The organism is Dokdonella sp. (genome assembly GCF_035703485.1).
Classification (GTDB): Bacteria; Pseudomonadota; Gammaproteobacteria; order Xanthomonadales; family Rhodanobacteraceae; genus Dokdonella.
This window is the reverse complement of the sequence record NZ_DASSYD010000083.1, coordinates 1-14,021: the sequence shown is the minus strand read 5'-3', so window position 1 is coordinate 14,021 and position 14,021 is coordinate 1. Positions and strand designations below refer to the sequence as shown.

9 protein-coding genes are annotated in these 14,021 nt (G+C 59.7%); 4 read left to right on the top strand and 5 right to left on the bottom strand.

What is annotated here, in order from left to right; genetic code table 11:
* Positions 1-508: 508 nt before the first annotated feature.
* From VFN25_RS06175 to VFN25_RS06165, 3 genes are all read right to left on the bottom strand, one after another.
* Entirely contained in the window at positions 509-3,577 is a 3,069-nt protein-coding gene (locus VFN25_RS06175; protein ID WP_325139910.1) for an efflux RND transporter permease subunit, read from the bottom strand.
* A 931-nt stretch (positions 3,578-4,508) separates the two neighbouring features.
* Entirely contained in the window at positions 4,509-7,787 is a 3,279-nt protein-coding gene (locus VFN25_RS06170) for an efflux RND transporter permease subunit (protein ID WP_325139914.1), read from the bottom strand.
* Positions 7,788-7,828: 41 nt separating this feature from the next.
* Positions 7,829-9,022: an efflux RND transporter periplasmic adaptor subunit gene (locus VFN25_RS06165; protein ID WP_325139907.1), complete on the bottom strand. Its 1,194-nt coding sequence runs from the start codon at positions 9,020-9,022 to the stop codon at positions 7,829-7,831.
* A gap of 656 nt (positions 9,023-9,678) precedes the next feature.
* Between VFN25_RS06165 and VFN25_RS06160 the strand changes: the two genes are divergently transcribed.
* Positions 9,679-10,005, top strand: coding sequence for a cytochrome c (locus VFN25_RS06160; protein WP_325139905.1), 327 nt, complete (start codon positions 9,679-9,681; stop codon positions 10,003-10,005).
* A gap of 8 nt (positions 10,006-10,013) precedes the next feature.
* Entirely contained in the window at positions 10,014-10,373 is a 360-nt protein-coding gene (locus VFN25_RS06155) for a cytochrome c (protein ID WP_325139903.1), read from the top strand.
* A 65-nt stretch (positions 10,374-10,438) separates the two neighbouring features.
* Here VFN25_RS06155 and VFN25_RS06150 read toward each other — a convergent pair whose 3' ends face one another.
* On the bottom strand, positions 10,439-11,023 hold the full coding sequence (locus VFN25_RS06150; RefSeq protein ID WP_325139901.1) for an NfuA family Fe-S biogenesis protein: 585 nt from the start codon (positions 11,021-11,023) through the stop codon (positions 10,439-10,441).
* A gap of 111 nt (positions 11,024-11,134) precedes the next feature.
* Between VFN25_RS06150 and VFN25_RS06145 the strand changes: the two genes are divergently transcribed.
* Both VFN25_RS06145 and VFN25_RS06140 read left to right on the top strand, forming a co-directional pair.
* Positions 11,135-11,482 carry a 4a-hydroxytetrahydrobiopterin dehydratase gene (locus tag VFN25_RS06145; protein WP_414648872.1) on the top strand — a complete coding sequence of 116 codons (348 nt, stop codon included), beginning with the start codon at positions 11,135-11,137 and terminating at the stop codon, positions 11,480-11,482.
* Positions 11,483-11,498: 16 nt separating this feature from the next.
* Positions 11,499-13,055 carry a lysostaphin resistance A-like protein gene (locus VFN25_RS06140; RefSeq protein WP_325139896.1) on the top strand — a complete coding sequence of 519 codons (1,557 nt, stop codon included), beginning with the start codon at positions 11,499-11,501 and terminating at the stop codon, positions 13,053-13,055.
* A gap of 30 nt (positions 13,056-13,085) precedes the next feature.
* On the opposite strand, the gene VFN25_RS06135 is transcribed toward VFN25_RS06140, so the two are convergent.
* On the bottom strand, positions 13,086-14,006 hold the full coding sequence (locus VFN25_RS06135; RefSeq protein WP_325139912.1) for an RluA family pseudouridine synthase: 921 nt from the start codon (positions 14,004-14,006) through the stop codon (positions 13,086-13,088).
* Positions 14,007-14,021: the final 15 nt, after the last annotated feature.

Below are 14,021 nucleotides of genomic sequence, written 5' to 3'. Positions count from 1 at the left end.
AAAGCCAAAGCCAAAGCCAAAGCCGGCACATCCGCGCTGTGGGCCACCTTCCCCTATTGGCGGGAGAAGGAAAGAAAAGCCGAGATAGCAGTGATCGCGGGAATCTGCTTTGTCTTGGCTGCGCAGGATGCGCAGTGAATGGGGCCCCTATGCAGCGGCAACGTGGCGTAGGGAAAGCCCGCAGGGTGGCCCACAGGAAGTGGGCCAGTTCGGCGTCAGTCCAGGGACGGACTGTCGGCGAACCCCCGGAGTCGCGTTGCGCAGTCGCAGGGCAGGAGGCCCGAAGACCGCTGCATCGGGGTGGCCTTCTCTTTGCCTACTTTCTCTTGGCCACTCAAGAGAAAGTAGGGCGCTCGCCCGGAGGCGAGTGAAATCCCGGCAGGGATGCCGCGCCGCGAAGCGGCGTAGAGATCAAAACAAGGTCACTGGACCCCTGCCTTCGCAGGGGCGACGATACAAATGTAGCTTGAGTCAACTCACGCCGCGCCGAGTCAACGAACAGAATGAATCAGGAAGCGACCGGCCGCCGCCGCAAAACCCTCCCCGCCCGTCCATCCCGACTGACATTCCGAATCCATCCCCGCGCATCGTCGAGAAGCGAATAGATCACCGGCAAGGCCATCAAGGTGACGATGGTCGAGAACATCAGGCCACCGACAATCGCGCGGGCCATCGGGAAGTACGGCGGGCCGTCACCGCCAACCTGCACGGTGCCGATGCACAGCGGAACCATGGCGAGAATCGCTGTTCCCATCGTCATCAGAACCGGACGCAATCGATCCTTGCTGCCCTGGATGAGTGCCTGAGTCCTCAGCAAGCCGTCGTGACGCAGCTGGTTGATGTGCATGAGCATGACGATGCCGTTGTTCACGACCACACCCATCAAGATCAGGATCCCGATCATGGCCATGAACGAGAACGTTGTACCGGTAATCCAGAACAGCCAGTACACGCCGAAGACCGAGAAGATGAAGGTGGTCATGATCGCGGCCGGATAGATCAGCGATTCGAACATCGCGCACATGACGACATAGACCAGCACCAGGGCAATGAGCAGATTGAACATCATGCGCTGGCCGGTTTCGTCGGCATTGCGGAACGAGGTGCCAAAGGTCCAGCCATAGCCAGCCGGCAGTGAGACCTTCTCCATCGCCGCCTTGATCCGTTCGCGGGCCTCATCGGGCGTGGTTTTGCTGTCCAGGTTGATCTGGATCGGCAGCGCGGTTTGCCGGTTCTGCCTGCGGATGCTTGATGCGGCACCTTGCGTGCGCAGCTCGACCATCGCCATCAACGGGATCTGACTGCCATCGGCTGCGCGGAGCTTGTAGTCGGACAGATCATTGATGCTTTGCGCATCGGCATTCTGGAAGCGCAACCAGGTCGGGATCTGCGTATCGCCTCGACGGAAATCGCGAAGCTGCGTGCCGCGCAAGGCGATCGACACGTACTGGGCGACATCATTGGCGCTGAAGCCGTAATTGCGCGCCCGATCACGGTCGATGTGCACAGCCACTTCCCGATCCTGCGCGCCCTCGTCCAGACGCACATCATGCAAGCCCGGAATACGACTGAGCAGCGCGATCACGCTGTCGGATTGCTCGTGCAAGGTTTCATTGGAGTCACCGATCAGCGACAGTTTGATGCCATTGTCATTGCCACCGTTGCGATCGAAGCCAACCGTACCAATCGCCAGCTTGGGCAGGTTCTTGCGGATGTCATCCATGATCTCGCTGGCCGTGCGCTTGGCATCGTCATCTTCGGTCAGCAGGATGTTGGTTTGCGCATCACCGCGCTCGTTGAAATAACTGTAGATGTTGCGTATCTCGAATTTGGCCTTGTTGTCGGTCAGATACTGCTCGATCCTGCCGATGGACTGCTCAAGCTGCGGCAGGCGGTAATTGCCGTTGAGGTCATAGCGCAATTGCAGCTCACGCGTGTCGCCGGAAGGAAACATGTCGGACTTGGTCTGGGTAATCGGAATGATGCTGAGCAGCAGCAAGCCGAGCAACGCGAGCATGGTCTTGCGACGATGACGCAGCGTCCAGTCGATAAAGCGTCCATAGCGCTTCTGCAAGCGCGTGATCGCGTTCTCGCTGCCAATGAACTTTGGTGCCGGCAGCTTTGATGCCAACATCGGAATCAGGCTGATCGCGACCAACCACGAAGCGATATGCGCAATTGCCATCGATACCGCCACCTGGGTCAGGTAGATCGCAATTGGCGTGCGCTCGCCAAACACATTCGGCAGGAACACGATGATGCTGGTCAACGTACCGGCGGTAATCGCCGCACCCACCACACGGGTGCCCTCGACGGCTGCATACCATGGCCGATCGGGATAGCGCTCGCGATACTGATAGATGCTCTCAACCGCGACCACGGCGTTGTCGACAAGCATGCCGACAGCCAGCAGCAAGCCCATCATCGACAGGATGTTGAGACTGATGCCAAAAAAATACATGCAGCCAAGCGTCATCACGAAACAGATCGGAATGGCCAATGAAACCATCGCTGTCGCGCGCCAGTCGCGCAGGAAGAAAAACAGCACCAGCACCGAGAGCAGCGTACCTTCAAGGCCAGCCTTGCCGAGCTCACGCAGCGAGTCGGTAACACCCTTGGCCTGGTTCTGCAGGAAATACAGTCTCAGACCCTTCATCTCGGGTTCGCGCGAGATCTTGTCGACCTCGGCGAGAACCGCACGGCCGACGTCGACCAGGTTGGCACTGCGCTCGCGACTGATGTCGACCGCCACTGCGGGGCGCTGGTCGAGACGCCGCTCGTAGTCAAGAATCGACGGGCGCAATTGCACATCGGCGATATCACCGAGGCGCAATCCACTGTCGTCCAGTACAAGATTGCGAATCTCCTCCAGCGAACGCCACTCACCGAGCGGCTGCACGCGATAGCGCACGCCACCGTCGTGGATCTGTCCGGCCGACGTGGAGAAATTCGCTTCACGCAGCAACCGCGCGAGGTCGTTCAAATTGATGTTGTGCGCACTTAGTCGATCCGACGACAGCTCGATCTGCACCTCGGGAGGGGCGACGCCTTCGATCGACACCTTGGCCACACCCGGCAATCGTTCCAGCGGTCGTTTCAACTTGCGATCAAGCAACTCATAGGAATTGGAAAGATCGCCATCGCTGGAGATACGCAACTGCATGACCGGCTGATCGGACGTCGAAAACTTGAGCACGAAGAAGCGTTGCAGGTCATCCGGCAGATCGGCGCGGATGGCATCGATCTTGTCGCGCGCCTCGACCGCTTTGGTAGCCACGTTCTGGCCCCACTTGAACTCGAGAAACAACTGTCCGCCATCGGCGCGCGATTGCGAGTTCATCGACTGGATTCCGGTCAGCGTCGACAATGCCTCCTCCACCGGACGCACGATCGTGCGCTCGATTTCCGCCGGCGTAGAACCCGGATACGGGAGATTGATGAACAGGAATGGTGCTTCGATATCCGGCATGTATTCCAGCGGCAAACGGAATGCGGCAAGCAGGCCGATGACGGTCATCGATACGAAGAACATGATCGCCGTGACCGGACGCTTGAGGCTGAGTTCGGCGAGAGTCATTGGAGGTCTCCCGACAGTTGTCTATTCATCGTGGTGGTGCTGCTTACCATCCTCCAAGCTGAAAATTCCGTCGCCCCTGCGAAGGCGGGGGCCCAGTGACCCTTCTTCTCGCTCCTGCGAAGCGTGGCATCCATGCCTTTTTTCACCCGCCTCCCGTGCGGGCGAGTCACTTTTCTTTGCGTGCTCAAAGAAAAGTAACCAAAAGAAAGAGCACCCCAAAGCAGTGGTCTACGGACTCCTGTCCTCCGACTCCGCAACGGGACTTCGGGGGTTCGCTGACAGCACATCCTTGTGCTGGCAGCGAACTGGGCGCGATCCCTCGCGCCCACCCTGCGGGCCTTTCCTTCGTCCCATTGCCACTGCTCAGGGGGCCCGTCCACTGCGCATCCTGCGCAGCAAAGACGAAGCCGATCTCCGCAAGCATGTCTTTTCGTGTTGTTGGTTCTTGATCTTCCTTCTCCCGCCCAGCGGGAGAAGGTGCCCGGAGGGCGGATGAGGGGGCTTTTGATTTGGCGCGCAGGATGCGCGCTCAACGGGGCCCCCTCGATCGCGGCGAGGTTGCGGAGGAAAAGCCCGAAGGGTGGCCCACACGATGTGGGCCAGTTCGACGCCAGTCCAGGGATGGACTGTCGGCGAACCCCGGAGCGGCCTCGCGCACCTGGAGCACAGGGACTGTGCGTAGGGCACGAGTGTGGGGTGGCCTTCTCTTTGCTTACTTTCTCTTGGCCACGCAAGAGAAAGTAAGACGCTCGCCATGGATGGCGAGTGGAAACAGACAGGATGTCTCCACACGAAGCGCCGGAAAACGCAAACCAAGAAAAGTCACTGGATCCCTGCGTGCGCAGGGATGACGTGCGATGGGAAATCCCGCCGTCGGCAAGCCACGCGCCTGGAGGCGCTCCTGCGAATTGGCCCAAGCACGTCAACGAGCTCATGGGCGCGCCCCGCTCAGTTCCGCGGCCGCTGAATCCGGTTCATCGGAATCAACACCCCGTGCCTTGCGCGCCCCACGTTCAACGTAGTACCCGTCCGGCTTGCGATCGACCAACTCGTAAACAATCGGAATCACGATCAAGGTCAGCAAGGTCGACACGGCGAGTCCGCCGATCACCGTGATCGCCATCGGCGAGCGTACTTCGGAGCCTTCGCCCCAGCCAATCGCCAGCGGCAGGAATCCGAGCAGAGTCGCCAGCGTCGTCATCGCGATCGGGCGCAGGCGCGATTCGGCGGCGAGAATGATCGCTTCGCGCTTGGCGTGGCCTTCTTCGCGCAACTGGTTGACCCGGTCAATCAGCACGATCGCATTCTTGACGACGATGCCGGCGAGCATGATCAGGCCGATAAAGACGACCACCGAGATCGGTGTGCCGGTCAGCTTGAGGGCGAGCACGGCACCGACCAGGGCCAGCGGAATCGAGAACATGATCACGAACGGATGCACCAGTGATTCGAACTGCGAGGCCATGACCAGGTAGACCAGAAAGATCGCCAGACCGAAGGCGAACAGCATCGAGCGCGTCGAGGCATTCATCTCCTCGCCCTGGCCGCCGATGTGGACGGAAACGCCAGCGGCGAGCGGAGTCTTCGCGAGGATCGACTTGACCTCGGCGACGGCACTGCCGAGATCGCCGTGGCGCAGGTTGGCCGAGATGATCGCCACGCGCTCCTGATCGACGCGATGAATTTCGCTCGGTCCTTCGCTGGCGGTGACTTCGGCCACGGCGGACAGGCGAATCGGCCTGTCGGCTCCGGGATTGACGATCAGGTTGCGAATATCGTCGACGCTCGCACGATCCGATTCACGTACGCGGGCGAGCACATCGATCTTGCGGTCGCGAAAGTTGTAGCGCGTGGCAACGTCGCCACGCACCTTGCCGACCACGGCATCGGAGATCTGTCGCGTGGTCAGGCCGAGTGCGGCGGCACGGTCCTGATCGAAGCGGATCTGTATTTCCGGATAACCATCTTCGACCGTCGACTTGATGTCGGCGAAGCGGTCGGATTGTCCGAGCAAGCCGCCGAGCTTCTGCCCGGCGGCGGTCAGCGCGTCGAGATCGTAGCCGCGGATCTCGATCTCCAGTGGAGTCGAAAAACTGAACAATGCCGGGCGCGCAAACTTGACCTGGATATCCGGCTGCGTTGCCAGCGACGTGCGCAGGGATTGCATCGCCGCGGCTTCCTCGCGATCACCCGAACCGCGTTTCAGGGTGACCAGCAACCGCGCAATGTTCTCTCCCGATTCGGTCGGCGTCGCGTCAAGCCGCGTGCCGGAACCGGCGACACCGTAGATCGATTCGATATGCGGATCGCGCGCATGCTGGAGTTCAATGCGCTCGACCAGTGCATCGGTCTCTGCCAGAGGCGTACCGGGCGGCAACTTGATGGTTGTCTCGAAACGGCCCTGGGCGAGGCTTGGAATCAGATTCATGCCGAGGCTCGGAATGATCGCGATGCTGACCGCAAAGGCCAGCGCCGCCGCGCCGAGCACCAGCCACGGCCGATCCATCGCACCGGGCAGCATGCGGTGATAGACAACTGCCGAGCGATCATAGGCGCCGATCACGCGCTTTCCGGTCCAGCGCAGGACAGCTCCGATGGTGCGATCAAAGGCCACCGCAAGCCAGTGGAACAGAGCGAAGACCACGCGCGGCAGGATCTGGAACAGGAACTCGCCGATGGCGCGGAATACGCGAGAAAAGAATCGTCCAACCTTGTTTTTCGGCAAGGCTCGCGGCTGGCGATCCGGCTCATCGCGAAAGGCCAGAGGCGAGCGGCCTTCGAGCGAGGCCATCATCGGGATCAGGGTCATCGCCACGACCAGCGAAATCAGCATGGCGAAGGTGATCGTCAGCGACTGATCACGAAACAACTGGCCGGCGATGCCTTCGACGAAAACCAGCGGAAAAAACACCGCAACCGTGGTCAGCGTCGATGCGGTCACCGCCATGCTGACTTCACTGGCACCCTTGACCGTCGCGTCGATGATCGACATGCCCTTGTCGCGTAATCGCGCGATGTTCTCGAGCACGACAATCGAGTCATCGACGACCATGCCGGTGGCCAGGGCAAGTCCACCCAGCGACATCACATTGAGGCTGAGATCCGCCTGACCCATGAAGAAGAAGGTCGCGATCAGCGAGATCGGCAGCGACAGCGAGATGATCAGCGTGCTGCGCGCGTGGCCGAGGAAGAAGAAAATCATCAGCACGGCCAGGGTGCCGCCAATCAGTGCATCGTTGCGCACATCATCGAGCGAGTGCTGGATGAAGATCGACTGGTCATCAATCGTGGTCAGGCTGGCTCCGGGTGGAAGACTCTTTTTCAGTTTCTCCAGCGCTACGTTGACGGCATTCGCCACCGATACGGTATTGCCATCGCCCTCCTTGTAGATGGCCAGCTCGATCGCCTCATGGCCATTGATGCGCACGATGCCTTCGCGCTCCTTGTAACTCTGGCTGACATCGGCGACATCCTTGAGCCGGATTGGCACGCCGTTGTCGACCTTGACCAGCATGTCGCGCATCTGGTCGAGATCGGAGAACTGGTTGATCGTTCGCACGAGGAAGCGCTGGCTGCCCTCCTCGATGCGGCCCGCCGACACATTGACGTTTTCGTTGCGCAGGCGCGCGGCGACGTCATCGACGGTCAGGTTGAGCTGGGCCAGCTTCTGCTGATCGAGGGAGACGCTGATCTGGTCTTCGAGGCCACCGCCGACCTTGACTGCGGCGACGCCGGCAACCGGTTCGAGACGCTTCTTCAGTTCGTCATCGGCGAAGCGACGCAACTGCTTGAGTTCTGCCTCGTTGAAACCGGCATCCGAGGCCGAGCCGCTGAGGCCGAGGCGGATGATCGGATCGGTCGACGGATTGAAACGCAGCAGGATCGGCTTCTTCGCCTCCAGCGGCAAACTCAGGATATCGAGCTTGTCGCGCGTCTCGAGGCTGGCCTGCTCCATATCCGTGCCCCAGGTGAACTCGAGGATCACATCGGACTGGCCGGTGCGCGACACCGAATGAATCTTGCGCACATTCTTGACCACGCCGAGGGCTTCCTCGACGGGTTGGCTGATCAAATTCTCGACCTCGATCGGCGCGGCGCCTTCAAGCTCGGTGCGCACGGTCAGGGTTGGATAGGAAAGATCGGGCAGCAGATTGACCTTGAGGCCGGACAGCGCGATCAGACCAAACAGCACCAGGGTCAGCGTGGTCATGCCGACGGTGACGCGCCGGCGTGTCGCAAACTCGACGATATTCACTGCACGCCCTCCAGCACCTGCACGGCGGTTCCGTCGCGCACGGCCGAAAGACCCAGCGTGATTACCCGATCGCCCTCGCTCAAGCCATCGAGAACCTCGACATGGTTGGCATCACCGTAGCCAACCTTGATGACGCGGCGTTTGGCCACCCAGGCTGGAATCGGCGTCTTGTCCTTTTCTGACTTCTTTTCATTTTTCGGTTTCGTGGCTGGATCAACGGAACCTTCATTGCCCGGCTTCTTCCCGGCAACAACTGCTTCGGAACCCGGAATCACCACAAACACGGCGGTCTCGCCATCCTCCTCAATCAAGGCCGAGCGCGGAATCGTCGGCACATCCGCATGCTCCGCGTAGATGATCTTCAGGCGGCCGAACATGCCTGATTTCAGGCGCCCGCTCTTGTCGTGAAACTCGCAGGTCACACGAAACGTTCCGGTAGCGGGATCGACAACCGGGCTGATGCGCTCGATGCGGCCATCGAAAACCTGGCCGACAATCGAATCCACACTCATGTGCACAACCTGATCGGCGCGCAAGGTGTTGAGCTCACGCTCGGGAACATTGAGCACGGCCAGCAGCGGATCGAAATTGTCGATCTGGAACAAAGCCTGATTGACCTGGATGAAATTGCCTACCTTGACCAGGCGTCGCGAAATCACGCCACTGATCGGGGCCGTGATCTTCGTGTAGGACAGTTCCAGCTTGGCCAACTCATATGTCGCGCGCTGAGTTTCCAGATCGTAACGAATCTTGTCGTTCTGTTCGGCACTGAGCAGCTTGCGCTCGAACATTTCATTGGCGCGCCGATGGTCGTTTTCGAGTTTGCGCAAGGAAGCCTGTGCCTTGGCCAGATTGAGTCGTGGGTTTTCGTCATCGAGCCTGGCCAGCACCTGACCGGCCTTGACCTGATCGCCTTCCTCGACCATCAACTCAAGCAATACGCCGCTGATCTTCGCGGCAACCTGCGCCTCGCTCTCTGGCTCAAGCGTTGCAGTCCCGGTGTAGCTGGCACTGATCGAGCGTCGGCTGACCGCAACGGCCTCAACCGGAACCGACGTATCCGCGGCTGCCTGCTCGGCCTTTGCCGTGCCATCCTCCTTGTTGCAGGAGGCAAGCAAAGGCACGGCCACGGCCAGCAGGATGGCGAATGTGCCGGCACCTGGCGAGAATCTGCTGAAAAATGAATGCATTACGCAACCCTGAGTTGACATGGTGTTATAGTAGACCATAACACTATACATGAGCAAGCTTGAGACGAACCCCAAGCCACCCGATTGGATACGGTGACGGAGTGATTGGTTTACCAACAACGCAAAATTCGGTGGGACTCGCCACCCGAAAGGAAAAACGGAATGCGCCAAACAGGCCGACCAAGGCACTTCGAAGGCTGCCTGGTATCCGATCCGGCAAGGCTATTCGGCTGCACCAAGGCTGTCTTGAGCCACTAGTCATGATGCTGTGACAGCGCGTCAAACCCAAGCAAGGCCGATCAGGTGGCGCAATCGCCACGACATCGGTCTGCGCGCAAATCGCGGCGCGCTGATGCAGACGGACTGGACGTCATTCAACCAGTGCAACAAACAAGTGCATGCAGACGGACTTCGGCTAACCAGTTGTTTTGATTGCAACAGCTGACATTCAGAAGGCTCGCCCGTCAGATCGCGCGCCCTGACAAGGCGACCTGCCATCACTTCGCCGCGCCGGACGGCGGGCGGACCTTCTGAAAGTCGTGATGAGTGCGCCAATTGATTGGCGTTGTCTCGGACGCTGACCTTCATCGCGCAAATCGCTATACTGGGTCGCTCGCAACCTTCTACCTCAACCAGCCGGATCTGGAACCTTCGAGATGACCCGAGTGCTGCTGCTACTTTTCGTTCTACTTTCCACGACCGCCGCATTTGCTCAAGAGAGCAAGGGTGATCCCGCGGAAGGACGCATCAAGGCCTACACCTGTACTGGATGCCATGGCATCGAAGGCTGGAAGAACGCCTATCCGAATTATCATGTTCCGCGCATCGTTGGTCAGAACTACGACTACATCGTTGCGGCCCTGACCGAGTACAAGAATGGCGGACGCAGTCATCCGACGATGCGCGCGCAAGGCGAAAGCCTGACCGAAGCGGATATCCACGATATTGCCGCCTTCCTTTCCAGCATCAACAGCGCGGAGTGAGTCGAGGGATGAATACGAACAAGATTATCGCCCGACTTGGCCTGCTCAGCCTTGCTGTCATCAGCGTGTCTGCCATCGCGGCAGAGCCGGTCAATATGGAAGCCGCCAAGAAGCTCGCCGAGACTTGTCAGGCCTGCCACGGTGCTGACGGCAATGCCACCGCTCCGATCTATCCTCGCCTTGCCGGTCAGTACGCCGACTATCTGGCCCGCGCCCTGCACGAATATCGCGATGGCGGTCGGGTCAATCCGATCATGGGCGTCTATGCCGAGAATCTGACCGATCAGGACATCAAGAATCTGGCCGCCTACTTTTCGGCGATGCCAGGCAAGTTGGATGACCTCTACGGGCGCATGCAAGGCGAGTAGTCGCCTCAGTTCGAAGCCTGCTGAAACTCCTGAAATCCCGGCGCACGCCGGGATTCTGCTTTCTGCTAGCGGCTGTAGTAGGGCTTGCTGCCCGTTTCATGGTCGGTAATGTCGCGCACGCCGGTAACCTCGGGAATCTTCTCGCGAAGGGTCTTTTCGATTCCATTCTTGAGCGTGACTTCGGACATGCCGCAACCATGGCAGCCGCCACCAAACTGCAGGACGACAATGCCGTCGGCAGTGATTTCGCGCAGGGTGACGTGGCCGCCATGCGATGCCAGTTTCGGGTTGACTTCTGCGTCGATCAGATAGCGGACCCGTTCGACGATACTGGCATCAGCGTCCGGTGGCGTTCCACGCAGTTTCGGCGCCTTGATCGAGAGTTGGCCACCGGTCGAATCCTTGCTGAAATCGATATTTGCACCATCGAGAAACTCGGCACTGTCAGCTTCGACGAACAGGGTGAAGCCATCGCATTCGATCTCCCACTCGTCACCGCGTCGGTCACCCGGCTCGCAGAACTCAAGCTGGCAGTCGCCTTGCGGTGTACCGGGAGCCACGGCGCGCAAACGGATTCCTAGCCCCGCAACGCCCTGACTCTCGATCAGGCCGCGAAAATACTCCACAGCCGTAGTGCTCATGTCGATCATTGCATTTACCCTGATTGAATCAGGACTATTCTAGTCCTTGTTCTTCAATCTTGCACGGGCGATGCGTCACGAACCCTATAATGCGCAATCACTATCTGAATTCCGGAATCTCTGATGACTCTCGATGAACTGGTTCGCATGCAGTGCCGCCCGCGTAAAGGCAGCGAACATGCCTTGACCACCGAACAAACCCGCTCTCATCTTGATCTGCTGTCTGGCTGGATGCTCGCCGACGATCAAAAAGGAATAAGCAAGGAGTTCCGATTCGATGACTTTCACCGGACGATGGCATTCGTCAATGCCGTTGCCTGGATCGCTCACGTCGAGGATCACCACCCCGACATGAAAGTCAGTTACCCAAGTTGCACACTTTACTTTTCCACGCATGATGTCGGCGGACTCTCGCTGAACGATTTCATTTGCGCCGCCAAGGTCGACCATCTAATTGAGCGCAACTGACAAGGCCCGAAAGTTCATGCCGACATGGCGAAGCTCGAGCAGTTGGCTGCTTTTCGTGGCCTGCGCACTGCTCTCCCTGGTGATGCTCGACATGCTCGCGCGTCATCAATTGCGCGAGCATCTGGATCAGTCCGCGATCGACACCCTCGGCGCACTGCTTCATGCAGATACTCCGCATCGATGGTCTGCCCGCTCGTCGGCGGACATCATTGCCGGACGCGCTTTCGGCACCGAGGACGCGTCGTTCACCAGCGACGGATTCCAGGTGCGATCACAGGGCCAAGCGATCCAGATCGGCCTGATCCTTGCCTCCGATATGGATCTGACGCGGTACACGCGACTCGCCATCGCACTGCATGCCGAACAAGCCGGCTCACTGGCGTTGATCGTCGGCGAATCTCTGCATGAGCAAACCTGTCGAAGTCAGCAAACCTCATTCACCGCCGGGTCGACGAATCTCGATATCGACATTCGCACAATCGGATGGACCTGCCAGGGCAAGCCTTCAAGTGCACCGAAACGTGCGGCGATGTTGCGATTGAGCCTAGAACTTCCGGCACAAACAACGGCAACGGTAGACAACGTGCGCGCACAAACCCACGTCCGTCTGGATCCTGCGTCGTTGAATCAACTCGCCATGCCCTTGTTGCCCGACCCGCGCAACAAGATCGATTTCAAACGTGGCCTGACCCGAGCTGCCGAAAATTCCGCAGCAACAGCCTGGCCCATTCTGCAATTGCCGCTGGATAGTCGTGTCGAACAAAGCTTGCAGGCGCGCGACCAGATTCGAGACGCGATCCCGGATGCCTTGATTGTTCCACTCGGAGATTTTCAGCGGGTCGCAAATCAGGCATTGTCCTGGCAAGCCACCCCATTGCCGGGAGAAACGTCACGCAGTCGCTGGCTGCTGCTCGGCGTTTACATCACCTTGCTGGTCGCTTTGCGAATCAAGCCACCGATCGATCCGCGCCTGCGTGCCGGCCTCGAATTGCTCGCAGCAACCGTCGTGCCGATGGTGATGATTATCGGCGGCTACATCGGCGACGACCTCAGCCCGGTTGTGCTCGGCGCATGCGTTGCGACGCTCGTGTTCGCCCTGAGCCTGTTGATTGGCGATGCCCCGGCTGAACCCAGCGCGCGAACCCTCAAGCGAGGCTGGTGGGTTGCGTTGATGTCCCTGGGCCTGAGTATTGCCTTGATTCTGGAATTGTCCGGCGGGCACATCACCAACACCTGGCCAGGCTTTCCACGACTCTTCCGCTATCTGGCCTGGGCCGCCGTCCAGCAGTTTCTGATTTGCGTGATCGTTGCCGAGCGGATCGAACGCGTGAGTGGTTCATCGCGGATCGCATTGCTCGGTGCGGCACTTGTCTTCGCCCTGCTGCATACCCCGAACGCAATGCTCATGCAGCTGACCTTCGTCGCCGGTCTGATCTGGATCTGGAACTGGCAACGGCATCGTGCCCTGCTGGCCAACATCGTCGCCCACGCCTTCAGCGGATTGCTGCTGGCAGGTTCGTTGCCGCCGCAATGGCTGCATTCGGCTGAAATCAGTGCGCGCTTCTTTCTCTGATCGGCACGCGTCCGCTGGATCACGCACTACTCAGCGCTGGCCCTCAAGCCTGCTGACCAGCGTGCGCAGATCCTCCGGCATGGGTGCCGTGAAACTGTAGCTGCGATCGCCGATCTCGAACTCGAAACGCATCGCGTGCAAGAACAGACGCTTGAGACCGAGCGTACGCATGCGCTGGTTGAATCCACGTTCGCCATACTTCTCATCACCGGCGACCGGATGACCCACATGCGCGGTATGTACGCGAATCTGATGAGTGCGACCGGTTTCAATGGCAATTTCACACAAGGTCGCCTCGGCGAATGCCTGTTGCTGGATCAAGTGCGACACCGAGGCCTTGCCGGCCGGATCAACGCGGACCATGCGCTCGCCACCTTGAAGAACGGATTTGCGCAAGGGCTCATTGACCGTCATTCGTGCCTTCGGCAACTGGCCTTCGAGCAAGGCGATGTAGCGCTTGGTTGCCTGACCCTCGCGGATTACCGCCTGCAGCGCAGTCAGGGCGGAGCGCTTGCGCGAAAACACGAGCACACCGCTGGTATCCCGGTCGAGCCGGTGCACGAGCTCCAGCGTGTCTCTCGGTCGCGCCGCCCGCAATAGCTCGATCGCACCAAAACTGATGCCGCTGCCGCCATGGCTGGCGACGCCGCTGGGCTTGTTGAGAACCAGAAACTCGCGATCTTCATGCACGATGGCATCTTCGACCCGGCTCATCTGGCCCGCCGCCGGCTTGCCCGGATCCTCGCGCTCTGCCACGCGAACGGGTGGGATACGCACCTCGTCACCAGCGCACAGACGTACGTCAGGCTTGGCTCTGCGCCCATTGATCCTGACCTGACCGGTGCGCAGGATCCGGTAGATCAAACTGCGCGGAACGCCCTTCAAACGACCGCTCAGGAAGTTGTCAATTCGCTGACCATCGCGATCATCGTCAACTTTGACGAGTTGCACGCCAGCGCAGGCCTT

Bases quoted from the DNA above. Each gene is read 5' to 3' on its own strand.
- VFN25_RS06175 (WP_325139910.1), bottom strand. From the start codon at position 3,577: ATGACTCTCGCCGAACTCAGCCTCAAGCGTCCGGTCACGGCGATCATG.
- VFN25_RS06170 (WP_325139914.1), bottom strand. From the start codon at position 7,787: ATGACCACGCTGACCCTGGTGCTGTTTGGTCTGATCGCGCTGTCCGGC.
- VFN25_RS06165 (WP_325139907.1), bottom strand. From the start codon at position 9,022: ATGCATTCATTTTTCAGCAGATTCTCGCCAGGTGCCGGCACATTCGCC.
- VFN25_RS06160 (WP_325139905.1), top strand. From the start codon at position 9,679: ATGACCCGAGTGCTGCTGCTACTTTTCGTTCTACTTTCCACGACCGCC.
- VFN25_RS06155 (WP_325139903.1), top strand. From the start codon at position 10,014: ATGAATACGAACAAGATTATCGCCCGACTTGGCCTGCTCAGCCTTGCT.
- VFN25_RS06150 (WP_325139901.1), bottom strand. From the start codon at position 11,023: ATGATCGACATGAGCACTACGGCTGTGGAGTATTTTCGCGGCCTGATC.
- VFN25_RS06140 (WP_325139896.1), top strand. From the start codon at position 11,499: ATGCCGACATGGCGAAGCTCGAGCAGTTGGCTGCTTTTCGTGGCCTGC.